This window comes from Streptomyces sp. NPDC037273 (assembly GCF_055603625.1).
The window spans coordinates 61,834-85,371 of the sequence record NZ_JBVJVO010000008.1 but is presented as its reverse complement, the minus strand read 5'-3'; the positions used below and the strand labels follow the sequence as shown (position 1 = coordinate 85,371).

The 23,538-nt window shown below is 73.5% G+C and carries 23 protein-coding genes; 8 read left to right on the top strand and 15 right to left on the bottom strand.

What is annotated here, in order from left to right:
- The 4 genes from ACZ7G1_RS22060 to ACZ7G1_RS22045 form a co-directional block, all read right to left on the bottom strand.
- Positions 1-1,893, bottom strand: a complete 1,893-nt coding sequence (locus tag ACZ7G1_RS22060; RefSeq protein WP_470874047.1) for an AMP-dependent synthetase/ligase — start codon at positions 1,891-1,893, stop codon at positions 1-3.
- A gap of 121 nt (positions 1,894-2,014) precedes the next feature.
- Entirely contained in the window at positions 2,015-2,659 is a 645-nt protein-coding gene (locus tag ACZ7G1_RS22055) for a TetR/AcrR family transcriptional regulator (protein WP_470874046.1), read from the bottom strand.
- 112 nt (positions 2,660-2,771) lie between these two features.
- Complete coding sequence (locus ACZ7G1_RS22050; RefSeq protein WP_470874044.1) at positions 2,772-4,112, bottom strand: dicarboxylate/amino acid:cation symporter; 1,341 nt, start codon at positions 4,110-4,112, stop codon at positions 2,772-2,774.
- 414 nt (positions 4,113-4,526) lie between these two features.
- Positions 4,527-4,793, bottom strand: a complete 267-nt coding sequence (locus ACZ7G1_RS22045; protein ID WP_470874042.1) for a DUF4229 domain-containing protein — start codon at positions 4,791-4,793, stop codon at positions 4,527-4,529.
- Between the two features lie 204 nt (positions 4,794-4,997).
- Between ACZ7G1_RS22045 and ACZ7G1_RS22040 the strand changes: the two genes are divergently transcribed.
- On the top strand, positions 4,998-5,531 hold the full coding sequence (locus ACZ7G1_RS22040; protein WP_470874040.1) for a GNAT family N-acetyltransferase: 534 nt from the start codon (positions 4,998-5,000) through the stop codon (positions 5,529-5,531).
- A gap of 61 nt (positions 5,532-5,592) precedes the next feature.
- Here the strand turns inward: ACZ7G1_RS22040 and mqnE are convergent, their stop codons facing one another.
- Together mqnE and ACZ7G1_RS22030 are read right to left on the bottom strand one after the other, a co-directional pair.
- Complete coding sequence (gene mqnE, locus ACZ7G1_RS22035; RefSeq protein WP_470874038.1) at positions 5,593-6,756, bottom strand: aminofutalosine synthase MqnE; 1,164 nt, start codon at positions 6,754-6,756, stop codon at positions 5,593-5,595.
- Between the two features lie 92 nt (positions 6,757-6,848).
- Entirely contained in the window at positions 6,849-7,304 is a 456-nt protein-coding gene (locus tag ACZ7G1_RS22030) for an Lrp/AsnC family transcriptional regulator (protein WP_031013392.1), read from the bottom strand.
- A 112-nt stretch (positions 7,305-7,416) separates the two neighbouring features.
- Here ACZ7G1_RS22030 and ACZ7G1_RS22025 point away from each other — a divergent pair, with 112 nt between their 5' ends.
- Entirely contained in the window at positions 7,417-7,554 is a 138-nt protein-coding gene (locus ACZ7G1_RS22025) for a hypothetical protein (protein WP_470874036.1), read from the top strand.
- On the opposite strand, the gene ACZ7G1_RS22020 is transcribed toward ACZ7G1_RS22025, so the two are convergent.
- Genes ACZ7G1_RS22020 through ACZ7G1_RS22005 form a run of 4 tightly spaced genes read right to left on the bottom strand, consistent with a single transcriptional unit; the run spans position 7,551 to position 11,689 of the window.
- Positions 7,551-8,219, bottom strand: coding sequence for a UbiX family flavin prenyltransferase (locus ACZ7G1_RS22020; protein WP_470874393.1), 669 nt, complete (start codon positions 8,217-8,219; stop codon positions 7,551-7,553). The two genes, ACZ7G1_RS22025 and ACZ7G1_RS22020, sit on opposite strands and share 4 nt — an antisense overlap.
- Positions 8,220-8,268: 49 nt before the next feature.
- Positions 8,269-9,345 carry a GNAT family N-acetyltransferase gene (locus ACZ7G1_RS22015; protein ID WP_470874034.1) on the bottom strand — a complete coding sequence of 359 codons (1,077 nt, stop codon included), beginning with the start codon at positions 9,343-9,345 and terminating at the stop codon, positions 8,269-8,271.
- On the bottom strand, positions 9,342-10,430 hold the full coding sequence (locus tag ACZ7G1_RS22010; RefSeq protein WP_470874033.1) for a phosphotransferase family protein: 1,089 nt from the start codon (positions 10,428-10,430) through the stop codon (positions 9,342-9,344). Before ACZ7G1_RS22010 ends, ACZ7G1_RS22015 begins: the two co-directional genes overlap by 4 nt.
- Positions 10,431-10,453: 23 nt before the next feature.
- Positions 10,454-11,689 carry a carboxylate--amine ligase gene (locus ACZ7G1_RS22005; protein ID WP_470874032.1) on the bottom strand — a complete coding sequence of 412 codons (1,236 nt, stop codon included), beginning with the start codon at positions 11,687-11,689 and terminating at the stop codon, positions 10,454-10,456.
- Positions 11,690-11,870: 181 nt separating this feature from the next.
- Between ACZ7G1_RS22005 and ACZ7G1_RS22000 the strand changes: the two genes are divergently transcribed.
- The 5 genes from ACZ7G1_RS22000 to ACZ7G1_RS21980 are packed head-to-tail and all read left to right on the top strand — an operon-like array spanning position 11,871 to position 17,152.
- Positions 11,871-12,806 (top strand): phosphotransferase family protein, encoded by a 936-nt coding sequence (locus ACZ7G1_RS22000; protein WP_470874031.1) that lies wholly within the window; start codon positions 11,871-11,873, stop codon positions 12,804-12,806.
- 20 nt (positions 12,807-12,826) lie between these two features.
- Complete coding sequence (locus ACZ7G1_RS21995) at positions 12,827-14,626, top strand: glycosyltransferase (RefSeq protein WP_470874030.1); 1,800 nt, start codon at positions 12,827-12,829, stop codon at positions 14,624-14,626.
- On the top strand, positions 14,623-15,042 hold the full coding sequence (locus tag ACZ7G1_RS21990) for a hypothetical protein (protein WP_470874029.1): 420 nt from the start codon (positions 14,623-14,625) through the stop codon (positions 15,040-15,042). Before ACZ7G1_RS21995 ends, ACZ7G1_RS21990 begins: the two co-directional genes overlap by 4 nt.
- Complete coding sequence (locus ACZ7G1_RS21985) at positions 15,042-16,286, top strand: NAD(P)-binding domain-containing protein (RefSeq protein ID WP_470874028.1); 1,245 nt, start codon at positions 15,042-15,044, stop codon at positions 16,284-16,286. Before ACZ7G1_RS21990 ends, ACZ7G1_RS21985 begins: the two co-directional genes overlap by 1 nt.
- Complete coding sequence (locus ACZ7G1_RS21980; RefSeq protein WP_470874026.1) at positions 16,283-17,152, top strand: glycoside hydrolase family 16 protein; 870 nt, start codon at positions 16,283-16,285, stop codon at positions 17,150-17,152. Before ACZ7G1_RS21985 ends, ACZ7G1_RS21980 begins: the two co-directional genes overlap by 4 nt.
- A gap of 12 nt (positions 17,153-17,164) precedes the next feature.
- Here the strand turns inward: ACZ7G1_RS21980 and ACZ7G1_RS21975 are convergent, their stop codons facing one another.
- Genes ACZ7G1_RS21975 through ACZ7G1_RS21955 form a run of 5 tightly spaced genes read right to left on the bottom strand, consistent with a single transcriptional unit; the run spans position 17,165 to position 22,644 of the window.
- Entirely contained in the window at positions 17,165-18,064 is a 900-nt protein-coding gene (locus ACZ7G1_RS21975; RefSeq protein ID WP_470874025.1) for a polysaccharide deacetylase family protein, read from the bottom strand.
- Positions 18,061-19,056: a glycosyltransferase family 2 protein gene (locus ACZ7G1_RS21970; RefSeq protein WP_470874024.1), complete on the bottom strand. Its 996-nt coding sequence runs from the start codon at positions 19,054-19,056 to the stop codon at positions 18,061-18,063. Before ACZ7G1_RS21970 ends, ACZ7G1_RS21975 begins: the two co-directional genes overlap by 4 nt.
- Positions 19,053-20,528: a lipopolysaccharide biosynthesis protein gene (locus tag ACZ7G1_RS21965; protein ID WP_470874022.1), complete on the bottom strand. Its 1,476-nt coding sequence runs from the start codon at positions 20,526-20,528 to the stop codon at positions 19,053-19,055. The genes ACZ7G1_RS21970 and ACZ7G1_RS21965 overlap by 4 nt, the downstream gene beginning before the upstream one ends.
- Positions 20,525-21,820, bottom strand: a complete 1,296-nt coding sequence (locus ACZ7G1_RS21960; protein WP_470874020.1) for a glycosyltransferase family 2 protein — start codon at positions 21,818-21,820, stop codon at positions 20,525-20,527. Before ACZ7G1_RS21960 ends, ACZ7G1_RS21965 begins: the two co-directional genes overlap by 4 nt.
- Positions 21,817-22,644 carry a glycosyltransferase family 2 protein gene (locus tag ACZ7G1_RS21955; protein ID WP_470874018.1) on the bottom strand — a complete coding sequence of 276 codons (828 nt, stop codon included), beginning with the start codon at positions 22,642-22,644 and terminating at the stop codon, positions 21,817-21,819. The genes ACZ7G1_RS21960 and ACZ7G1_RS21955 overlap by 4 nt, the downstream gene beginning before the upstream one ends.
- Before the next feature lie 169 nt (positions 22,645-22,813).
- Here ACZ7G1_RS21955 and ACZ7G1_RS21950 point away from each other — a divergent pair, with 169 nt between their 5' ends.
- On the top strand, positions 22,814-23,536 hold the full coding sequence (locus ACZ7G1_RS21950; protein ID WP_470874016.1) for a TetR/AcrR family transcriptional regulator: 723 nt from the start codon (positions 22,814-22,816) through the stop codon (positions 23,534-23,536).
- Positions 23,537-23,538: the final 2 nt, after the last annotated feature.

Here is a 23,538-nt window from a genome sequence, read left to right as displayed (position 1 = left end):
CTATTCGCCGCCGGAAGCGGCACCGGAGCCGTACATCTCCTCGACCTCCCGCGCGAAGTCCCGCAGCACGGCCCGCCGTTTGAGCTTGAGGGACGGGGTGAGGTGGCCGGAGGACTCGGAGAACTCGGTGGTGAGGACGCGGAAGGCGCGGATGGACTCGGCGCGGGAGACGAGGCGGTTGGCGTCGTCGACCGCGCGCTGGACCGCGGCCAGCAGGTCGGGGTCGCGGGCCAGTTCCCAGAGCGCCAGATGGTCCTTGTGGCGCATCCGGCGCCAGTGGACGAGGCCCTCGTGGTCGAGGGTGATCAGGGCGGTGACGTAGGGGCGGTCGTCGCCGAGGACGAGGCACTGGGCGACCAGCGGGTGGGCGCGCAGCCAGTCCTCCAGGGGCGCCGGGGCGACGTTCTTCCCGGCGGAGGTGATGATGATGTCCTTCTTGCGGCCGGTGATCCGCAGATAGCCGTCCTCGTCCAGCGAACCGAGGTCGCCGGTGGGGAACCAGCCGTCGTCGGTGTACGGCACGGCGACCCCGCGCTGGGCGTCCCAGTAGCCCGCGAAGACGTGACCGCCCTTGAGCCACACCTCGCCGTCGTCGGCGATCCGGACGGCCGTGCCGGGCAACGGCCAGCCGACGGTCCCGGTGCGCGGCCGCTGCGGCGGGGTCACCGTGGAGGCCGCGGTGGTCTCCGTCAGGCCGTACCCCTCGAAGACCTCGACGCCCGCGCCGGCGAAGAACTCGGCGAGCCGGGCGCCGAGCGGGGAGCCGCCGCAGATCACGTACTTCACCCGGCCGCCGAGCACGTTCCTGATCCGCCGGTAGACCAGCGGGTCGTACAGCGCCCGGGCGGCCCGCAGGGCGAGCGAGGGCGCCGCCTCCCGTCCGTACCGGCGGGCGATCCGCGCGGCCCGGTCGAAGGCGGCGGCCTTGCCGCCCCGTTCGGCGGTGGCGCGGGCGGTGTTGAAGACCTTCTCCAGGACGTACGGGATGGCCAGCAGGAACGTCGGCCGGAAGCCCGCCAGGTCGCCGAGGAGTTCCTCGCCCTCCACCGAGGGCGCGTGCCCGACCCGTACCCGGGCACGGACGCAGCCGACGGCGACCATCCGCCCGAAGACGTGCGAGAGCGGCAGGAAGAGCAGGGTGGCGGCGGGCTCCTTGCTCTCCGAGACGAAGACGGGGTGGAGCAGCCGGACCGCGTTGTCGACCTCGGCGAAGAAGTTGGCGTGGGTGAGGGCGCAGCCCTTGGGCCGTCCCGTGGTGCCCGAGGTGTAGATGAGGGTGGCGAGGGTCTCGGGGGTGAGCAGTCCCCGGCGGGCGGTGACGGCCTCGTCGGCGACCCTGCTCCCGGCCCTGCGGAGCAGGTCGACGGCGCCGGCGTCCAGCACCCACAGGTGGGCGAGCCCGGGGAGCTGGCGCCGTTCGGCGGAGACGAGCCGCGCCTGGTCGGAGTCCTCGACGACACAGGCGGCGGCGCCGGAGTCCTGGAGGATCCAGCGGGTCTGGAAGGCGGAGGACGTCGGGTAGACCGGGACGGTGACGAGTCCGGCGGCCCAGGCGGCGAAGTCGAGCAGCGTCCACGCGTAGGTGGTCCTGGCCATCAGCGCGAGCCGGTCGCCGGGCCGCAGGCCGTGGGCGATGAGTCCCTTGGCGACGGCGTGCACCTCGGCGGCGAAGCGCGAGGCGGTGACGTCGTACCAGGCGCCGTCCGCGTCCTTACGGGAGAAGAGCGGGACCTCGGGCTCCTGGCGGGCGTTGTCGTAGGGCAGGTCGGCGAGCGAGCCGCGCCGGACCACGGGCACGAGGGGCGGCAGGGAGACCTCCCGCACCCGCCCGTCCACCAGCGTCTTGTGCGGCTCGACGGGCTCGGTCCCGGCTGCGGCGGTGGCGACGGACACGTGCGGCTCCTCGGTTATCGCGATGAACTGAGGTCGTGCGTCGGTACGTTGCGCCCATACGGAGCTTTGTCGCGCCCTTACGGAGCTTTAACTAGCCGGTAACCTTACTGCGCGGTAAGCCTCAACGGGGAGACCACCGTTGACTTTTCATGAGGTTTCCCAGCCCCGCCCAGGCGAAGTTCATCAGCGTCGCCGCCGCCTCCCTCGCCGTCACCCCCGGCGTCTCGTTCGCCCAGCCCGCCAGCGACTCGGCCGACCCGACCAGCGCCTGCGCGAGCGCCTCCACATCCCGCCCGGTGATCTCGGCACCCCCCTGCGCCTCCCGGGCCGCCTCCCCGATCAGCCCCGCCACGAACGCGGCGATCTCGTCCCGCATCCGCGCCGCCTCCGTCGCGAACGGCTCCCCCTGCGTCCGCGCCTGCCGGCTGAGCACCACCCACGAGTCCGGGTTCTCCGCCGCGTACGTGAAGAACGCCAGCAGCCCCGCCCACAGCCGCTCGTCCGGCGGCACGCTCCGGTCCTCCACCCCCGCGGCCACCGCCGCGAGCAGCGCCCCCGCCTCCCGCCTGATGCAGGCGGTGAACAGCTCCTCCTTGGAGTTCAGATACAGGTACACCAGCGGCTTCGACACCCCCGCCAGCTCGGCGATCTCGTCCATGGACGCCGTCTGGTACCCGTGCCGCGCGAAGCTCCGTACGGCCGCGTCCAGCATCTGCCGCTCCCGCACGGCCCTCGGCAACCGCCGCGCCTTCGTCCCGTCGGCCATCGCGACCACATCCCCGCTTCCAAGATCCACCGGATGCCCCGCGAAAGCGTACGTGCCCCCTGCCCGGACGGGGGCAGGGGGCACGCGGACCTCGGGGGCCTGTCAGTTCAGGTCAGGCGGCGGCGGTGACCGCGACCTTCTCGTCGGTCTCGCCGATCTCGACCAGCTCGTCGATCGGGGACGCCGAGGCGTTCTCGTACGCCGTCAGGTCGAGGATCTTCTCGCGGGCGGAGACGATCACCGGGACCAGCGCCTGGCCGGCGACGTTGGTGGCGGTCCGCATCATGTCGAGGATCGGGTCGATCGCCATGAGCAGGCCGACGCCCTCCAGGGGCAGGCCCAGGGTGGAGAGGGTCAGGGTCAGCATGACCGTCGCGCCGGTCAGACCGGCGGTGGCCGCCGAGCCGATCACCGAGACGAAGGCGATCAGCAGGTAGTCGCCGATGCCCAGCTGCACGTCGAAGATCTGCGCGATGAAGATCGCGGCGAGCGCCGGGTAGATCGCCGCGCAGCCGTCCATCTTGGTCGTCGCGCCGAACGGCACGGCGAAGGAGGCGTACTCCTTCGGGACGCCGAGGCGCTCGGTGACCTTCTGGGTGACCGGCATCGTGCCGACCGAGGAGCGGGAGACGAACGCCAGCTGGATGGCCGGCCAGGCGCCCTTGAAGAAGTGCAGCGGGTTGACCTTGGCGACCGTGGCCAGCAGCAGCGGGTAGACGCCGAACAGGACCAGGGCGCAACCGACGTAGATGTCGGCGGTGAACGTCGCGTACTTGCCGATCAGGTCCCAGCCGTAGTCGGCGATGGCGAAGCCGATGAGGCCGACGGTGCCCAGCGGCGCGAGGCGGATGACCCACCACAGCGCCTTCTGAAGCAGCTCCAGGATCGACTCGGAGAGCGTCAGGATCGGCTTGGCCCGGTCACCGAGCTTCAGCGCGGCGATGCCGGCGACGGCCGCCATGAACACGATCTGCAGCACGTTCAGCTCGGTGAACGGCGTGATCACGTCCGTCGGGATGATCCCCGTCAGGAAGTCGATCCACGAGCCCTCGCGCTTCGGCAGCTTGCCGTCCTGCGGGGTCAGGCCGGTGCCCGAGCCCGGGTTCGTGATCAGACCGATCGCCAGGCCGATGCCCACCGCGATCAGCGAGGTGATCATGAACCACAGCAGCGTGCGGGTCGCGAGCCTCGCCGCGTTGTTCACCTTCCGCAGGTTCGTGATCGACACCAGGATCGCGAAGAACACGAGCGGCGCCACGGCCAGCTTCAACAGCTGGACGAAGATGTCGCCGATCTGCCCCAGCGTCTCCTTCAGCCACGACACGTCCTGGCTGCGGGCCACCCAGCCCAGCAGCGCACCGATCACGAGACCGGCGATGATCTGGGCCCAGAAAGGGACCTTGGGTATACGGGACGAGGCCTTCGCCTCGGTCGCGTTCGCAGGCGCGGACACAGACACACTCCACAGATGCGTATCGAATGAATACGAGAACGGGTGTGCGGCACCACACGCTCAACGCGCGGGCCGCTGCATGATGCCGGATCAGACCTCGCGGCAACAGACCGCGGACATACAGCGGCACAGATCGACATGCAGGCGCGCCACGAGCGGAATGCCCACGGCATGAGAGAGGCGCACTGATGTCTTCATGGCGACCACGTTAACACTTGAACTTTGACATCCTCAAAGCCATTCTTTGAGACCCAAACCAGCCCCCCGACCTCCGAAACGCAGAACACCCCAGGCAGCAGCCTTGGAAGGCCCAACCCGGGGTGTCCGAATCCCACTGATCTGTGAGCAAGCTTACGCAGCGCTTACGCGACGGGCTCGGCGTTCACCTGACCCAGCCATACGCCGTGGGGAGGGTTAGAGCGCGTCCTCCTGGGAGCGGTTGGCCGCGAGGCGGTCCTTGGCGCGGTCGACCTTGGCGACGACTTCGGCGCTGGCTTCGTCGCGGGCCTTGCGGAGGAGGACGAAGCTGAGGGGGGCGGAGATGAGGATGGAGAGGAGGAGGACCCAGAGGAGGTTCGAGTCGCCGAGGCCGCGCGGCAGGACGCCGGCGTAGACGAGGCCCCACAGGGCGAGGAAGCATCCGGCGAAGATGCCGAGACGCATCAGCGTGTAGCGGAGCATGTCAGCTCACTCTTCCGTTCCGACGTTCCGAAAAGTTCCCAAGGTCCCATACGGGACGAGCGCCCCTCCAGTGAAGCACGGGGAGAAGCGCCCGCCGGGAGCGGGGTGCGGAGCCGGCCGCGGGTGGGTTCAGAGGAGCCGGCGGTGCTCGCGTACGACCGGCAACTCTTGAGCCCACCCGCGAGTAATAGATACGATCGCCTCATGACCCTTACGTTCGAGGTCGACCCGACCGTCGACACCGCCCTGCGCGAGGGCGTCCTCGCCCTCTGGGCCGACGTCACCAACGCGGGCGGCGCGGTCGGTTTCGTACCCCCCGCCACCGCCGACACGATCCGCCCGGCGCTGCTCAGGCACCTCGTGGCGATGACGGAGGGCCGCACGCGTCTGCTCGTCGGCCGCGACGGGGACGGCGAGATCGCCGCCACCGCGTTCTTCACCTTCAACACCCACCCGCTGATGGGCCACTGGGTGTGGCTGTACACGGTGATGGTCCACCCCGGGCACCAGGGCAAGGGGTACGGCCTCGACCTCATGGCGGCCGTCGAACGGGCCGCCCGCACCGCCGACGGCTTCGAGGAGATCGAGGCCATCCGCCTCACCTGCCGGGGCGGCCTCGGCCTCGAAGGCTTCTACGCCCGCGCGGGCTACAAGGAGGTCGGCCGCATCCCCGGGGCGATCCGGGTGGCCCCGGGCGACGACCGCGACGACATCGTCATGCTGCTCCCCCTGGACTGAGGGATACGAGGAAGGGCCGGCGGGATTCCCGCCGGCCCTTCCTCACGCACTCGGTGGAGCCTCAGAACCGCATGGCCTGCGGCGTCTCGCGGCGCTCCGCGTCGGGGCCCGGGTACTCGCGGATGATCTCGTACCGGGTGTTGCGCTCGACCGGGCGGAAGCCGGCGTCGCGGATGAGTTCGAGCAGGTCCTCACGGCCGAGCTTGTTCGGGGTGCCGTAGTTGTCGGCGTCGTGAGTGATCTTGTACTCGACGACCGAGCCGTCCATGTCGTCGGCGCCGTGCTGGAGCGCGAGCTGGGCGGTCTGGACGCCGTGCATGACCCAGAAGACCTTGACGTGCGGCACGTTGTCGAAGAGGAGCCGGGAGACCGCGAAGGTCTTCAGGGCCTCGGCGCCGGTCGCCATCGTGGTGCGCGCCTGGAGCTTGTTGCGGACCTTGCCGTCCTGCATGTCGACGAAGTCGTGCTGGTAGCGCAGCGGGATGAAGACCTGGAAGCCGTTGGTCTCGTCCTGGAGCTCGCGCAGCCGCAGCACGTGGTCCACGCGGTGGCGCGGCTCCTCGATGTGCCCGTACAGCATGGTCGAGGGGGTCTTGAGCCCCTTCTCGTGGGCGAGCCGGTGGATCCGGGACCAGTCCTCCCAGTGGGTGCGGTGGTCCACGATGTGCTGGCGGACCTCCCAGTCGAAGATCTCGGCGCCGCCGCCGGTCAGGGACTCCAGACCGGCGTCGATCAGCTCGTCGAGGATCTCGGAGGCGGAGAGCCCGGAGATCGTCTCGAAGTGGTGGATCTCGGTGGCCGTGAACGCCTTGAGGGAGACGTTCGGCAGGGCCTTCTTGAGCTCGGAGAGCGAGCGCGGGTAGTAGCGCCAGGGCAGGTTGGGGTGCAGCCCGTTGACGATGTGGAGCTCGGTGAGGTTCTCGTTCTCCATCGCCTTCGCGAGGCGCACGGCCTCCTCGATGCGCATGGTGTACGCGTCCTTCTCGCCCGGCTTGCGCTGGAAGGAGCAGTAGGCGCAGGAGGCGGTGCAGACGTTGGTCATGTTCAGATGCCGGTTGACATTGAAGTGGACCACGTCGCCGTTCTTGCGGGTCCGGACCTCGTGGGCCAGCCCGCCGAGCCAGGCGAGGTCGTCGGACTCGTACAGGGCGATGCCGTCCTCACGGCTCAGCCGCTCACCGTCCCGGACCTTCTGCTCAAGTTCGCGCTTGAGTCCAGCGTCCACTACGGCCGCCTCCCTTTGTCTCCGAAATCCAAGCTCCGCCCACCGTACTCCCCCACCCTTCGGGCGGGAGGTACCCCCATTGCCGCTTCGCGTCAGCCTTCTTCAGGCAGGTCCCCGACCCGGTTCTCCCACTTGGTGGAGAGCACGATCGTCGTACGGGTGCGGGAGACGCCCTTGGTGCCGGAGAGGCGGCGGATCGTCTTCTCCAGGCCGTCGACGTCGTTGGCGCGGACCTTGAGCATGAAGGAGTCGTCGCCGGCGATGAACCAGCAGTCCTCGATCTCGGCGAGGTCCTTGAGCCGGCGGGCCACGTCCTCGTGGTCGGCGGCGTCGGAGAGGGAGATGCCGATCAGCGCGGTGACGCCGAGGCCGAGCGAGGCGGCGTCGACGGTGGCGCGGTAACCGGTGATGACCCCGGCCGCCTCAAGGCGGTTGATGCGGTCGGTGACCGAGGGGCCGGAGAGCCCGACGAGCCGGCCGAGCTCGGCGTACGAGGCACGGCCGTTCTCGCGCAGAGCCTGGATGAGCTGCCTGTCCACGGCGTCCATAGGGAGGAACCTTCCATTGTCCAGCGATACCGCGAGTTTAGGTGTAAAATCTAAGGTACACAGGGGCGACACCCTGTGAATCTTTCAGTGGATCAAAGACGATCTTTCAGGAGTGGTGATCACCGTGTACACGATCGAGATGGCCTACGCCCGCATGCGCGAGCTGCAGGAGATGGCCGACCGCTCGCGTGCCCACCAGCAGTCCACCGCTGCGAAGCGCGCCGCGAAGAAGCGCGCCAAGAAGCGCTAATCAGCAGGGAGAGCCGCACCGAGCTCTCCTTCCCAACGGCGGTACAGCTCGTGCGGCACGCCTGCCGCGTCGAGCACCCGCCCGGCGACGAAGTCCACCAGATCCTGGATGTGCGTCGCACCCGCGTAGAACGCCGGAGAGGCGGGCAGCACCACGGCGCCCGCCTCGTCCAGCGTCACCATGTGCCTCAGCGTCTGTCCGTTCAGCGGGGTCTCCCGCACGGCGACCACCAGCGGACGCCGTTCCTTCAGCGTCACGCTCGCGACCCGCTGCAGCAGGTCCTTCGAGAGTCCGAGCGCCACTCCCGCCACCGCGGCGGTCGAGGCCGGCACCACGAGCATCCCCTTCGCCGGGTACGAACCCGAGGACGGCCCCGCGGCCAGGTCACCGGCCGCCCAGTACTTCACGTCGTCGAGACGGCCCGCCACGTCGAAGGTGTCCGGCTTCCCGTCGGCGCCCCGCGCCAGCCAGGCCGCCAGGTCCTCGCGCCAGTGGGCGTCCCGGAAGGAGATGCCCGTCTCGTCGAGCAGCGTGAGCCGCGAGGCCCGCGACACGACGAGGTCGACGCTCTCCCCGGCGGCCAGCAGCCCCCTCAGTACGGCGGCGGCGTACGGCGTGCCCGACGCCCCGGAAACCCCCACCACCCAGGGCCGACGACTCTTCATCTCCTGCGACTCCACGCCCCTGAGCCTATCCGGCCCGAACAAAACCAGGTCAGGCGTCCCGGAATCGCAGCAGCCGCTTGGCCGTGGTCCGCAGCACGCGGTCCGCCCCGGTGAGGGGCAGACGCTCGCGGCGGAAGCGCATCGAGGGGCGGCCCTCGGCCCCGAAGCCCTCCTTGAAGTGCGCCAGCGGCGACCCGGGACGGGAGTCGCCCATGAGGTACGCCGTCCGGCCCTCGGCGCAGGCGTCCTCGATCGCGAGCCGCTGGAGCAGGAAGTTCGCCCGCACCGGATGGGCCAGGTCCCGGTCCATCGCCCCGCGCCAGTACTTGGCCCGGCCGCCGTACGACAGCACCACCACGCCCGCGGCCGGCTCCCCGCCGACCCGGGCCAGATAGACGGCGCACGAGGAGCCGAACCGGTCGGCGACCTCCTCCAGGTACCGCCGCGGGAACTCCCGTGACCTCCGCAGCCGGGCCAGCGCCCTCGGCTCGTGCTGCTGCCCCGCCCACCGCACCATGGACGTCTCGTAAAGCCCGTAGAACTCGGCCACCAGCCGGCCCTCGCGGTCGACCTCGACCTCGACGGACGACCGCTCGCCCCTGCGCACATCGCGCCTGACGCGGCCGTGGAAGCGGTGGTCCCACACCGCGCCGAACCCCCCGCTGAGGTCGAGGACGTGCGTCGTCAGCGCCTCGGCGGCGAAGCCCGGGGGCGCGGCGGACGTCCACGCCGGGTCGGCGTCCGGCCCGAGGCGCAGGCCGACCCGCAGCGCGGGGCTCCGGGCCAGGTCGCGGAGGACGACCCCGGCCTCCTCCCCGGTGGGCGCGCCCGCCGAGGCCAGCGGCCCGCCGATGCCCCAGCCCGACGGCCAGGACTCCTCGGCGGTCAGCCGGGCCGGCAGCCCGCGCCGCCGGGCGAGGGGTACGAGGATCAGGGGGCCGCCGTCGAAGGCGTACAGCCGGCTGGCGTCCTCGTAGGGGGCCGTCGCGCACAAGGCGTCGAGCCAGGCCGGGGTCTGGGTGACCAGAGCCGCCCCGTCCTCCCCGGCGAGCCGCCACCAGACCTCGCGCGGCGCGGGGGCCGTCACCCGCACCGGACCGGTGGCGCTGTGGTGACGGCCCGTCATCGCCGCGCCACCTCCGTCAGGACCGGCACCACGTTGCCGGTCACCCAGCGCCGGCTGCGGCCGTAGCGGGCGGACTTGGCGGTGTTGCCGGCCACGTGCCAGAGCCAGGTGAGCAGGGGGAGGAGGGCTTCGTCGGATTCGTGGCGCGGGGGCGGGACGTCGGCGTGGGCGAGGAGGGCGCGGTCCTCGGGCAGCAGGCCGCCGCGGCGCACGGCGTCGGCGACGATCCGGCCCAGCTGCCGCCGCTCGCGCTGCTGGCGGAGCGTGAGGACGAACAGGTAGGAGTCGACGGCGCACGGCCCGTCGGGGAACGAGTCCGCCCAGTCGATCACTCCGGACAGCCTGCCGCTCTCCTCGTCGACCAGGATGTTCCCGGGGTGGAAGTCGCCGTGGGTCCGGGCCACGGTCAGGGTGCGTCCGGCGAGACCGCCGGTGAGGCGCTCGCGCAGGGCCCGCACGGCGGCCGTGCCACGGGCGCCGCCGCACCAGGGGATCTGCTCGGCGAGGACCGCGAGGCGCGCGTCCACCCAGTCGGCGGTCCTGCCGTCGACGCGCTCCGGGCGGCCGGTCGCGCGGTGCAGGGCCGCCACGGTGCCGAGCGCGGCCACGGCCAGCGGCCAGGTCCTGCCGGGTGCGCGGCGGAGCAGTACGTCCCCTTCGACGCCCGGCAGGCAGCGCTCGGTCACGAGCAGCAGCCGGTCGCCGCGCCACAGCTCCTCGGCCTGGGGGAGGAGCCGCCGCCACTCGCCGGTCCGCTCGTCGGCGGCCAGCTCGCGCAGGGCGGCGCAGCCGCGGGTGAGGGATCCTGCGGCGCGGGCACTGCGCGGGTGCTTGATCACGAGGGGCTCGGCCGCCTGGTCCTCAAGGCGGAACACCAGCAGGTCGGAGACGGTCCGCTTCAGCCGGTGGAGGTCGCGGAAGCGGACGTCGTGGCCGCGCAGCAGTCCGGCGAGGCGGTGGGCGCGCACCAGGTCGGAGGGCCGGGTCAGCAGCGGGCTGGGGTCGAGCGGGAGGAGTCCGCTCAAGGCCAGGCGTCCGGCACCCGGCCGCTCCCCCGGCACGGCCCGGAGGAACACGGCGTCCACGGATCCTCCCTGAATCGGACATCTCACTTTAACAAGGCGTGCGTCTCGCGGCCGAGGCGGCGGGCGACGGTGCCGGTGAAGCGGACGGCCTCGGCCGCGGCGGGCAGCGGGTCCTCCAAGCTGAGCCAGGCGCGCTCGGTGTCGCGGCCCGGCAGCAGGCCGGGCGGCAGCCGGCGTTCCTCCCGGAGCCAGGCCGCGACAGACGGCAGGTCGAGGTGGCCGGCGACGAAGACGCGGCCGTCGGCCTGGGGGCCCGCCGGTACGGCACGGCCCGTCAGGTCCAGGTGCAGGGCCCGGACGACGTCGACCGATCCGGTGGTCTCGAACAGCCGGAACTGGGCGCCGGTCCGCGGGTTGAAGTCCACCAGTTTGTACACCTGGTCGCGGCCGTCGTAGCGCCAGTCGAGGTCCGCCACCCCGCTGTAGCCGATCCGGCGGCACAGGTCCGCCGCCAGTTCCGCGAGGGCGGGGTTGGCCAGGGCCACGGCCCGGGTCGTCACCCCGGCGTACGGCGGCCAGGAGCGCAGTTTCAGGCCGGTGAAGACGACCCGGGGCGCGCCGCCCGCCCCGCAGTACAGGTGGGTGATCCAGTCCTCGGCGCCCTCCCGCGGGATGTACTCCTGCACCAGGACCGGTGGGAGCGCGCCCGGCGGGAAGCGGTCGAGGAGGTCGCGCTCGTCGCGGACCGCGGTGGTGCCGCCGACCGCGGGGGTACGGAGCCGGGTCCAGGGGTCGCGGTTCTTGAGGACGACGGGGAAGCCCAGTTCCCGCCCGGCGTCGACGAGTTCGTCGCGGTCGGCGGGCGCCCTGCTGCGGGGCGAGCCGACGCCGAGTTTTTCGCAGAGCGCGTGGAGGCTGGCCTTGCCGGCCAGGAGGCGCGGGAGGGCGGCGGGCACGGGGGGCAGCAGGAAGTGCTCGGAGAGGGCGTCGGCGTGCTCGGCGAAGAGGATCGCCGCCTCGTCGTCGGTCGGCACGGGGACGCACGGGGTGCCGAGGGACCGGCCGATGGCGAGGAAGGCGGCGAGGAGCGCGTCCGGGTTCTCCAGGCCGGTGGTCGGCCGGACGAACGCGCGGGACAGGTGCCGGGAGAGTGCGACCGGGGTGAGGCGGTCCTCGACGACGGCGTGCACGGTGACGCCCGCGCGGCCCAGGGTGCGCACCACGCCGAGCCCGCCGTGGTGCTGCGGGTATCTGCCGACCTTGGCCAGCAGTGCGGGCACCGCCCGGTCGAGGGGCGGTCCGTCCGACGCGCGCCTCACGGTTCTCCTTCAAGCACCTTCCCTATTGTCCCATAAGGCAGGAAAACAGGGGGTGTTCTAAAGTTGATACGTTATGTCCGCCTTGGGGAATGCTCTCCCGCTCAGCACACCACGGCCCCTGGGAGCACTGGCCGACCGGACCGCGGCGTACGGCATGGTGCGCCGGGCGGGACCCTGCGAAGTGACCGTACTGCCGCGGCGGACCCTGTCCCACGCGTGCCTGCTGGTCTTCACGGTCGACTGGGCGGACACCGGAGTCGTGGTCAAGTACCCCAGGACCGACGGGGCTTCGGACGCCCTCGGCGAGGAGTGGGACCACCTGCGCGCCCTCGCGGCCGACCGGCGCCTCGACCCGTGGCGGCCGCTGCTGCCGCGCCCCGTCGGCGCCCGGCCGCATCGCGGGCCGCCCCGCCGGCCGCTCGTCCAGACCCGGCTCGACGGCGTCCCCGCGGGGCCGCTGCTCCCCGGCCGGCCCCGGGAGCTGCGCCGCACCGTCACCGCCGCGCTCGGTCTGCTCGCGGCCCTGCGGTCCGCGACCGGCGTCCGCGAGGCCGCCGCCGGCCACACCGCCGACTGGGCCCACGCCCGGCTGGCCGTCCTGACCTCGGAGATCACCCCCGGCCGCCCCGGAGCCGGGCCCACCGCCCTCGACCCGCTGCGCCGGCGCCTCGACGAGGCGCTGGCCACCGCCACCCTGACGCGCGGCTGGACGCACGGCGACTTCCACGCCGACAACCTCCTGCTCGACGAGGACCGCGCCCGGATCACCGGCGTCTTCGACTGGGGCAGCGCCCGCGCCGACGGCCCGGCCGAGATCGACGCCTGCACCTTCGTCCTCGCCACCCGCGAGGCCCTCGGCGGCCCCCCGATGGGACACCAGGTCGCCGAGGTCCTGCGCCGCGGCCGGCTCCCGTCCGCCGACCGCGACCTGCTGACCGCGCACGGCGTCGACCCGGACAGCGGCGGCGACCCGACGGCGCTGCCGCTGCTGACCTGGCTGTGGCACGTCTCGGGAAACCTGCGCAAGACACGGCAGTTCGGCCACAGCCGCCGCTGGCTCTCCCGCACCGTCGCGCCGGTCCTCGACGCCACGACCCGAAGCGCGGGCCCCCCGTGAAGGGCCCGGGAGACCCACGGGTGGGCACCCGGGACGGCACCCTGGACGGCGCACCCGCCCCCGAGACACCGAACCGCACCGCCACGCACCCGGTCAGGCACTGGTCCGTACGGGCCCTGCTGCCCCTCTCCCTCGCCCTGTGGCTCCTCTCGCTCCGCGACGTGCCCCTGGACGACATGCGCGACCTGGGCCTCCTCCAGGTCCTCCCCCCGCTCTTCTGGGTCGCCGCCGCCCTCCTCACCCTCGGCTTCTGCCTCGCCCTGAGCACCCCCCGCACCCACGCCGGCTGGCTCACCGGCTACGTCCTCGGGCTGATCGCCCTGCTCCACGCCACGCCCACGCTGCTGTACCCGACCCTGCGCTACTCGTGGGCCTGGAAACACCTGGCGGTCATCGACGCGATGCTCCGGCACGGCGGCGAGGTCCCGCACGCGGAGAAACTGTCCGTCTACAACGACTGGCCGGGCTTCTTCCAGCTCAACGCCCTGTTCCTGCGCGCCACCGGCCTCGAATCGGCCGTCGGGTACGCCGCCTGGACACCCGCCTTCGCCAACGCCCTGCTGCTCGCCCCGCTGCTGCTCCTGTACCGGTCGGTGACCCGCGACCGGCGGCTCGTCTGGGGCGCCGTCTGGATCTTCTACAGCTGCTCCTGGGTCGGGCAGGACTACTTCGCGCCGCAGTCCTTCGCCTTCCTGCTCTTCATGACGGTGATCGCCCTGCTGTTCCGGCAGCTGCCGACGTCGGTGCTGCCGCGGCCCGATCCGCGCCGGCGGGGCGGCTGGCCGCCCGCGCTGCTCGCGGGCGTCGTGGTGCTGGTCGCCGCGATCGTCGTCTCCCACCCGCTCACCCCGCTGATGCTGATCAGCGCGCTCGTCGCGCTGTCGCTGCCGCGCCGCAACCGGCGGGTGACGCTGCCGGTGCTCGCCGCCGCCGTCGCCCTCACCTTCGCGTGGGACGCGACGGTGGCCCGGTCGTACATCTCCGTCCACATCGAGAACCTCGTGGCGTCCCTCGGCCAGCCCGACCAGAACGTCGCCTCGGGACTCGCCGCGACGGGCAACGCCGCCCCGGGACAGATCCTGCTGTCCTGGATCGACCGGGGCCTCTCCGCCACGGTCGTCGTGCTGGCCGTGGCCGCGTTCTTCGTCCGCTGGTGGACCCGCAGCACCGGACTGCCCCTGCTGGCCGTGGCACCGATCCCGCTGCTGGCCGCCAACGCCTACGGCGGCGAGATGCTCTTCCGGGCCTACCTGTTCGCGCTGCCCGCCGCCGCGTTCCTGGTCGCGGCCCTGCTGCTGCCGCCGGGCGCCCGGCAGCGCGTCCCGCGGGCCCTGGTCGTCTACCCCGTGTTCCTGGCCCTGCTCGGCGGTCTGGTCTTCGGCTACTACGGCAAGGAGGCCGTGAACCGGTTCACCACCGGCGAGGTCGCCGCCGCCCGGTACGTGACCGACCACGCCGCCCCGGGCTCGGTGATCGTCAGCTTCACCTCCGACGTCCCCGGACTCGACCTGAACTACGAGGAGCACCGCAGAATCCAGCTGGCCCACCAGGACCCCAGGGACACCGAGCGCCTCATCAGGCACCCGCTGGCCGGGGTGACCGCGTTCCTGTACGGCTCCACCGAGGAGCGGCCCGCGTTCATCGTGCTCAGCAGGGCCCAGGACATGAACGGCTACCTCACCGGGGTACTTCCGGCGGACACCTCGCAGCGGCTGCGGGACGCCATGGCGACCGCCCCGGGCTTCACGCTCGTCTTCGCCGACAAGGACGCCGTGGTCTACCGCTACGTGACGCCGCCGCTCGACGGGGGCTCCCCGTGACCGCGGCGCAGGGGCTCACCCGCCTGGGGCTCGCCGTCTCGGGCTGGCTGGCGCTGCTCGCCACGGCGCTGCCGGCGGCCTCGCCGGCGCGGGTGGCGGCCGTGACGGCGTTCCTGCTCGTCTGCCCCGGCCTCGCGGCCGTCCTCGCGCTGCGGCCGGCCGTCACCGGCCGTGGCATGCCGCGGTACGCGGCCCTGGTGGCCCCCCTGCTCGCCCTGACGCTCGGACTCGCCCTGGCGACCCTGGTGGCCGTGGGCCTCTTCCTCGGCGGCGTCTTCACGGCCGGCCGGGCCCTGACGGTGCTCGCCGCCGTGACCACGGTCCTCGCGCTGCTGCCCCGCCGCCACCGCGCGCGGGAACGGGACGCCGAGGTGCAACCTGGTGGAGGGAACGGCCGGCGGAGAGGAGATCCCTGATGACCTCGGAGCCTGGCAGCCCCGGCGAAGGCCGGCACCCCGTCGTGGTGGTCGGAGCGGGTCCGTACGGGCTCGCCACCGCCGCGTGGCTCGACGGGGCGGGCGTGCCGACCCGTGTCCTCGGCGAGCCGATGCAGGGCTGGCGGGCCCACATGCCCGACGGCATGTTCCTCAAGTCCGTCCCGGCGGCCTCCTCGATCTCCGCCCCCGAGGAGGGCCACCGGTTCGCGGACTTCCGCGCCGCCCACGGCAGACGGCCGGTGGGGGACACGTATCCCATCCCGGTCGACGAGTTCATCGCGTACGGCCGCTGGTTCCAGGAGCGGCGGGTGCCGCGGGTGGAGCGGACGGCGGTGCGCGAGGTGCGGGCGGCGGGCGGCGGGTTCGGCGTCACCCTGGACACCGGCGAGGTGGTCGACGCGAGCGCCGTGGTGGTGGCCAGCGGGCTCGTGCCGTACGCCCACCGGCTCCCCGGCCTCGCCCCGCTCCACCGGGCCGGCCTCGCGTCCCACCCCTGCGAGCACGCCGACCTGTCCGCGTTCGCCGGCCGCCGGGTCGCGGTCGTCGGCGCCGGCCAGTCCGCGCTGGAGAGCGCCGCGCTCCTGTACGAGGCGGGTGCCCGCCCCACGGTGATCGCCCGCACCGGCAGCCTCCTCTTCGGCGTCCCCCCGGAGACCGACCGGCCCGAGTCCCGCTCCCGGCCGGTCAGGCTCCTCAAACCGGCCTCGCCGCTCGGCCCCGGCTGGTCCCACGCCGCCGTCAGCCGGGGCGCGGGCCTCTACCGCAGGCTGCCGCTCCCGGTGCGCGACCACCTCCTGCGGACCGTCCTCGGCCCCTCGGGCGCCTGGTGGCTGCGGGCGCGGGTGGACGGCCGGTTCCCGGTGCTGTGCGGGCACCGGGTGGTGTCGGCCCGGCCGGGCGAGGACGACGGGACCGTACGCCTGGAACTGGCCGACACGGCGGGCGGGACGGAACTCATGGACACCGACCACGTCCTGTCGGCCACCGGCTACCGGGTGGACGTGGACCGGCTCGCCCTCCTGGAACCGACCCTGCGGCAGGCGGTCCGCACCCTGCCCGGCGGCGCGCCCGTGCTGTCCGCGGGCTTCGAGTCGTCCGTGCCCGGCCTGTACTTCACCAGCCTGGCCGCGGCGCCCACGTTCGGGCCCGTCCTGCGGTTCGTCTGCGGCACGGACTTCGCCGCCCGCCGGGTCGCGGGCTCGGTCGCGGGCAGGCAGCGGTGACCCGAGGAGCCACGCCCCGCTCCCGCCGCCGCAGGGCGGCGCTCACGCTGGCCTCCGCCCTGCTCGCCCTCACCGCCTGCGCCGGCCCGGCCGGCACCGCCACGCCCCCGGCCCCTGCCCGGCCCGCCGCCGCCTCGGGACCGCCGACCCCCGGCCCGTGGCGGCTCGTCCTCGACGACGGCTTCGACGGCACCGAGCTCGACACCGCCCTCTGGACCACCTGCTACGACTGGAACAACAACGGCTGCACCATCAGCAGCAACGACGAGTCCGAGTGGTACCTGCCGGGCCAGGTCTCCGTCCGGGACGGCGCACTCGTCCTCACCGCCCAGCGCCGCCCGACCCGCGGCAGCGACGACAAGACCTACCCCTGGCGCTCCGGCATGGTCTCCACCGGTCGCGACCAGTGGTACGGCGAACCCCGCCGCGTCTTCACCTTCGGCTACTTCGAGGCCTCGATCCGCATCCCCCCGGAATCCGGCATGTTCCCCGCGTTCTGGATGATGCCCGCCTCCCGCTTCACCCCGCCCGAGATCGACATCATGGAGTTCATCGGCACCACGACCGAGCTCAGCATGTACGTCCACTGGCGCGAGCCCGACGGCGAACGCGCCCGCCAGCGCGGCACGTACGGCCCCGCCGACTTCACCGACGGCTTCCACGTCTTCGGCCTGCTCTGGCAGCGCGACGCGCTCGTCTGGTACGTCGACGGCGTCGAGCGCTTCCGCGTCACCGACCCGAAGCGCATCCCCGACGTCCCCATGGAGGTGCTGCTCAACCTCGCCGTCGGCGTCCCCGACGAGCCCCCCGACGACGTCGACAGGGCCCGCATGAAGGTCGACTGGGTGCGGGTCTGGCAGCGATGAGCCCGCCCGCCCTCAGGAGATCGCCTCGTACGGGATGTTCAGCCGCTCCCTCGTCCGCCGGTACGCGCGCCAGCCCCTCGTCCTGACCCCCTCGCGGAACGGCGCGACCGCCGGCCCCTCACCCCTCGTCCACCGCCCGAACCGCTCCCGGTCCGTATCGGCCCGCACCATGAGCCGCGCGATCCGCAGCGGCTCGTCCGCCGCCGAGCTGAACGCGTCCCGCACCGCCGCCGCCGAACTCCACCCCGCCTCCCGCACCCGCGCCCGCACCGCCCGGCTCGAATAGCCGTGGGGGTACGCGAACGACGTCACCGCGTGACCGAGCAGATCCTCCAACTCCCGCCCGCACTCCCCCACTTCCTCCCACACCCGCCGCGCGGGAAGGACGTCCAGCTGCGGATGCGTCCGCGTGTGCCCGCCGACCTCCACCCCGGCCGCGTCCACCTCGGCGAGCTGCGCCCGGCTCAGCATCCGCGAGCCCCGCGGAAACGCCCCGCCGCCGTCGAGACCCCCCGTGGTCACGTACAGCGTCGCGGGCAGGCCCCACCGCGCGAGCAGCGGCAGCACCGTCACCCGGAAGTCCGCGAACCCGTCGTCGAAGGTCAGCACCGCGGCCCGCGCCGGAAGCGGCTCCCCGCCCCGCTGCGCCGCCACCAGCCCGCTCAGCGGCACGACCGTCAGACCGCTGTCCGCGATCAGCCCCAGCTGCGCCTCGAACGTCCGCGGGCTCACCGTGAACGGCGCGATCCACGACGGCGGATCGGCCGCCACCGAGTGGTAGAGGAACACGGGCACGGGCGCCCGCCCGGCCCCGGGCCCCTCCCGGCCGCCCGGCACGGCGGCCACCCGCTCCCCCGGGCCGCCCGGCGGGGCGGCCGGCCACCCGTTCCGGCCGCCCGGGGCCGTGGTCACGGCCGCCCACCGCCCGCGACCGCCGGCCGGCGCACCGGCGGGGCTTGGAGCACGGCGGGGCGGCGCGGGCCTGGTTCGGGGCGCCGCGCCCGGCCGACCGCGTAGCCGGCGACGGTGCAGCCGACGCCGCCCGCGAGGGCGCCCGCCGTGCGCAGGCCGGCCGGGCGGCCGGGGCGCAGCGCGCGGACGAAGGCGCGGGGAACGGTCGAGCGGAGGTAGGCGCGCTCGCTGGAGAGGGCCGCGCGGGTGCCGCCGAGGCGGGCGACCCGCGCTTTGGAGAGGCCTTCCGCGTAGCAGCGCGAGACGAAGTACGCCCAGGTGGCGCGGGCCGCGGGCACCCGGTGGCGGACGGCGGCGGCGGGTTCGTGGAGGAGGACCGCGCCGGGGCGGCGGGCGGCGATGCGGAGGCAGAGCTCGGTCTCCTCGCAGCCCAGCGGCCGGGTGCCGACCCGGCCCAGGTCGGCGCGGAACCCTCCGGCGGCGACCACCTCGGCGCGCCGGAAGGACATGTTGGCGCCGATGAAGTTCCGTACCGGCGCGAGGTGTTCGGGCAGGCCCCGGTACGAGCAGCCGACCACCCAGTCGAACTCGGGCGGGAACCACGCGGGCCGCCGGGTGGCCCACCAGGGCCTGACCAGGCCGCCGACCCCGGCGACGGCCGGGTCGACGTACCGGGCGAGGAGGCCCGCGGACCAGTCCGGTGCGGCGGCCGCGTCGTCGTCGAGGAAGGCCACGACCTCGCAACGGGCCGCCCCTACACCGGTGTTGCGGGCGCCGGACAGGCCTTGGCGCCCGGTGTTGGCTAGCACGCGTACCCCGGTGAACGCGGCGGACGCGCGCGCGTACAGCTCGTCGCAGTGGTCGACGACCAGGACGATCTCGTCCACCGGGTGCCGCTGGGCGCGCAGGGACCCGATCGCCGCCCGGAGGTCGTCCCACCGGTCGAGGGTGTAGGCGCAGACGACGGCGGTCATGCTCGGCAGGGCGTTCACGAGGACCTCCCGGGTCCGGGTGCGGGTCCGGCTTCGGGTGCGGCTTCGGGTCCGGCTTCGGGTGCGGCTTCGGGTGCGGGTGCGGGTGCGGCCGTGAGCCAGCGCGCGCGCCAGATCAGCAGGGGCGCGGCCAGCAGGCACATGGTCGCCAGCCAGGCGACGCCGGCGCCGGTGATCCCCAGGACCGGAAGCAGCAGCCTGGTGAGTCCGAGCACGAGCACGCACATGGCGACCTGCAGTCCGACGGCCCAGCGCAGCCGGCGGCGGGCCCGTGAGGAGTCGATGGCGATGCTGACGACGATGTTCGGCAACGAGGACAGAGCGAGGAGCCGCAGCAGCGTGGTGCCGTGCTCGGCGTACTCGCCGCCGAACAGGGAGAGGATCTGCGGCGCGAGGGCCACGACGAGGACGACCGCCGCCCCGAGGAGCAGGCCCGCGTGCCGCAGCACCTTCAGCGCGTGCTCGACCAGCCGCGCGGGGCTGGTCACCGCCTCCACCACCAGCGAGCTGCCCAGGTTGCGCGCCACCAGGTACAGCACGTACCCGACGATCCACGCCAGGGAGAAGTACGCGCTCTGCTCCGCGCCGAGCCGGTCCAGGACGATCAGCGGCACCAGCGTGTACGCCGCCATCCTGAACAGCGAGCCCACGTAGTCGGCCGAGGCGTACCGCAGCGCCCGCGCGGGCCGCTCGGCCACCTTCGACACCCGCACGTGGTGCGGCACCGCCCGGCGCAGCAGCACGTAGTTGGTGACGACGAGGGAGACCGCGAGCGCTCCCGCCCAGGCGGCGAGGATGCCGGTCGACACGGCCAGCGCGGCGCCGACGCCGAGCAGTCCGATCTTCACGCAGGCGAAGACCACGTTCTCCGCCACCACCCAGCCGGGCCGCCGCACCGCCGTCAGCGCCCCGTCCTGCATGACGAACACCGCGTATCCGGCGGTCGCCGCGACGAAGCAGCCCGCGGCCACCGGCGTGAGCAGGAAGTCCAGTTCGGGGGCGACCACCGGCACGAGGAGCAGGAATCCGACGGCCGCGACCGTGCTGACGGCCGCGCTCACCCCGTAGCACTCCAGGATCAGCCGGCGGGTGTGGTGCCCGGCCGACGGCACGAACCGCACCAGGAAGTCGGACAGGTTGAGCTGCCCGACGCCCGCGAGCAGCAGCGTCATCGACAGCGCCGAATAGCTGACGCCCACCACCTCGTCGTCGAACCAGTGCGTCGCGAGCACCCAGAACACGGACCCCAGGCCCGCGCTCACCAGCGAACTCACCGCGAGCAGATGCCCGTTGCGCAGCAGCGGGTCCCGGGAGAGCAGTCCTCGCGCCCCGGCCCGCAGCACCGTGGTGAACGGGCTCCGCCGCGCGTCCGGAGGCGTACGGCCCTCCGGTGCCACCGTCGTCGTCCTGGCGTGCCGGCCGGTCTGGTGGAACGCGGCCGTTCCGTGCCGTGCCGGCTGTTCGGTCCTCATGCCCGGCTCCGCTCCCCGAACCGGCCGCGCAGATAGCCGAACGGCCCGTACAGCAGCCCCCGCCACTCCAGGCGGGCGATCCGGGCCGGTGGGACGCCCGGCCCGGTGCCCACCCCACCCCCCGGTCCCGTCCCCGCCTCCGGTGCTTTCCCCGCGCGTTCCCGGCTTCTGGCCAGCGCGTACCGCACCCCGCCCGGCAGCCGCCGCAGCAGCGCGGGCAGCATGCGGGGTTCGTGGGCGAGCGCCCCGGCGAGATAGGCGCCGAAACCGGCGCCGTAGCCGAACGCCTGCGCCTCGAGCGCCTCCGGGGTGCGCCGGTGGCGGTGCCAGACGATCGCGCCGGGCTCGTAGACGAGGGAGCGGCCGCGGGCGATGACCCGGAAGAACGCCAGCAGGTCGTCGCCGCCGTGCGCGGGCGTCCCGACGCCCGTCGCCTGGTCGAATCCGCCGAGCTCGCGCAGCAGGTCCGTACGGAAGGCCATGTTGGCGCCGGAGCCGAACCGGCCCGCGGTGAACGGGAACAGCGGATCGGGCGGCGGGTCCCGCAGCGACCAGGCCCGCGGCGCGTACCCCTTCGCGAACGCCCCGTGCCGCTCCAGGGCGACCTGCGCCTCGGTGTCCAGCTCCGCCGGGACGATCAGGCCGGTGACGCATCCGGTGCGGGCGTCCGCCGCGAAGGCCGCGGCGAGCGCGGCCGCCCATCCGGGGTCGACGAGCGTGTCGTCGTCGGTGAAGGCGGCGATACGCCCCCGGGCCGCGGCGAGCCCCCGGTTGTGCGCACGGGCGAGGCCGGGCACGGGCTCGCACAGGTAGCGCACGGCGGGACGGGCCCCGTCCGCCCCGCCGTACTCCCTCCTGACCAGCTCCTCGGCGGAGGTGTCCGCCGGCGCGTTGTCCACCACGATGACCTCGTAGCGCGGGTACTCCACCGCGAGCAGCGAGTCCAGGCAGTCCTTCAGCATCCCGGCGCGGTCGTGCGTCGCGACGATCACGCTGATCACGGGGGCCTCGGTGGCGGTCCCGGCGGGGGCCGTGCGCGCGGCCCGCCCTTCGGGTCCCGCCGGCAGGTCCCGCAGCACCGTGTCCGCCAGCGCCCGCCAGAGCTCCGCCGGCTCCCGTCCGCTCGCCTCGGCCATCCCGAGGGGGCGGCCGTGGAGGCGTACGAGGCCGAGGGCGCGCCCGGTGGGTCCGGTGCGCGTCCGGCCGCCGGGGCGGCGGAAGGCGCCCGGCTCGGCGAGGTCGATGTCCACGACGGGCATCGGCGCGGCCGGCCCGGCCGGAGCCGGCGTCACGGCGTGCTCCCCTCCCGCGGGGCGGGCGGGGTCATCGCGCCGGGGCGCTCGGACAGGAGCGTGCGCAGCACCCGGCGGCCGTCGGAGATCGCGTGGAGGTTGGAGCGGCCGTTGCGGCGGGGCAGTTCGAGGCTGGGGACCTCGGCGATGCGGAGTCCGGCGCGCAGCGCGTGCACGATCATCTCGGTCTCGATCTCGAAGCCGGTGGCGTGCAGGTCGAGCTGGTCGAGGAAGGTGCGGCGGAAGGCGCAGAAGCCGTAGCAGAGGTCGGTGAGGTGGGCGTCGTAGAGCCGGTTCACGAGGGCGAGCAGGGCGTGGTTGCCGAGCCTGCGGAAGCGGGTGATGTCGAGGGAGCCGCCGCCTTCGACGAAGCGGGAGCCCTTGACGAAGTCGTACCCGTTCTCCAGGAAGTGCACGAAGTGCGGGATCTCGGCCGGGGACATGCTGCCGTCGGCGTCCATCATCACGATGTACTCGCCGCGCGCGGCGAGGAAGCCGGTGCGCAGCGCGTTCCCCTTGCCCTTGCCGCTCTGCGGGATGCTGCGGACGGTGGGCAGGATCTGGGTCGCCACGCGGACGGTGGCGTCGCGGGAGTCGCCGTCGATGAGGAGGACCTCGCCGACGCAGTCGGGGATCTGCTCGAAGACCCAGGGGATGTTGCGGGCCTCGTTGAGCGCGGGGACCACCAGGCTGACGGTGAGCCGGGTCGGCGCCCGGTCCCCGGCGCGCCTCATCGGGTGCGGGGGCGGGTCGGTGGACCGGCGTTCGGGGTGGTCCGCGGGCCGCGAGCCGGTGCTCTGCGGCAGGGTCGGGTGAATGGTCATGATGGCTCCGGATCGAATCGGTGCACGGTCGTGCCGTGCCGCGGAGGCCGTCCGCCGGAACGCGGTACCCGGCGGGTTCCCCTGCCGAATGCACCGTACGTTTACGACGTATATGTACACTTTATCCCTGGATGTTCCCCGGTCAAGGCGTACGGCGGAGGGCGAGCCGATGGCGAGCGAGAAGGACCCCGCACGGGGCCGCCGCGCCCCGGGCCGGCGCGCCGGGGACCACGGCCGCTACGGCCGCCTGAGCAGGGAACGCGTCCTCGCCAGCGCCCTGGAACTGGTCGACCGCGAAGGGCTCTCCGCCCTGAGCATGCGCCGCCTCGGCGCCGAGCTCGGCGTCGAGGCCATGGCCCTCTACCGGTACGCCGCCGGAAAGGACGCCCTGCTCGACGGCCTGGTCGAAGCCCTCTACACCGAACTGGAGGAACGGCTCGCCGCCTCCCCCGAGGCACCCGGATGGCGGGACGAGCTCCACCGGATCGCCGCCGAGACCTACGCGGTCGCCCTCGCCCACCCCCAGGTGGCCCCGCTCCTCGCCACCCGCATGCTGGCCGTCCCGCTCGCCCGCCGCCCGCTCGCCGTGCTCGGCGACCACGAGCGGATCCTGGCCGTACTGAGCCGGGCGGGCCTGGCCGAAGAGGCCACCGTCGCGGCCTTCCGCGCCGTGACCGGCTGGCTCCTCGGCTACGTCCTCGGCGAGCTCCGCGCCATGGTCGACAACCCCGACGAGCCCGACCCCGCCTTCCGCCTCGGCCTCCACCGCATGCCGGCCCGCGAACTCCCCCGCCTCCGCGACGCCGCCCCCGCCCTCGCCGAGCCGGGCGGCCCGGAGGGCCTGGCCAACGGCCTCGACGCCCTCCTGGACGGCCTCGCCCCCGAAGCCTGACG

Coding starts and splice junctions, on each gene's coding strand:
- ACZ7G1_RS22055 (WP_470874046.1), bottom strand. CDS start 2,659: ATGGCCGACGGGACGAAGGCGCGGCGGTTGCCGAGGGCCGTGCGGGAG.
- ACZ7G1_RS22045 (WP_470874042.1), bottom strand. CDS start 4,793: ATGCTCCGCTACACGCTGATGCGTCTCGGCATCTTCGCCGGATGCTTC.
- ACZ7G1_RS22040 (WP_470874040.1), top strand. CDS start 4,998: ATGACCCTTACGTTCGAGGTCGACCCGACCGTCGACACCGCCCTGCGC.
- ACZ7G1_RS22030 (WP_031013392.1), bottom strand. CDS start 7,304: ATGGACGCCGTGGACAGGCAGCTCATCCAGGCTCTGCGCGAGAACGGC.
- ACZ7G1_RS22020 (WP_470874393.1), bottom strand. CDS start 8,219: ATGAAGAGTCGTCGGCCCTGGGTGGTGGGGGTTTCCGGGGCGTCGGGC.
- ACZ7G1_RS22015 (WP_470874034.1), bottom strand. CDS start 9,345: ATGACGGGCCGTCACCACAGCGCCACCGGTCCGGTGCGGGTGACGGCC.
- ACZ7G1_RS21985 (WP_470874028.1), top strand. CDS start 15,042: ATGACCTCGGAGCCTGGCAGCCCCGGCGAAGGCCGGCACCCCGTCGTG.
- ACZ7G1_RS21965 (WP_470874022.1), bottom strand. CDS start 20,528: ATGAGGACCGAACAGCCGGCACGGCACGGAACGGCCGCGTTCCACCAG.
- ACZ7G1_RS21955 (WP_470874018.1), bottom strand. CDS start 22,644: ATGACCATTCACCCGACCCTGCCGCAGAGCACCGGCTCGCGGCCCGCG.
- ACZ7G1_RS21950 (WP_470874016.1), top strand. CDS start 22,814: ATGGCGAGCGAGAAGGACCCCGCACGGGGCCGCCGCGCCCCGGGCCGG.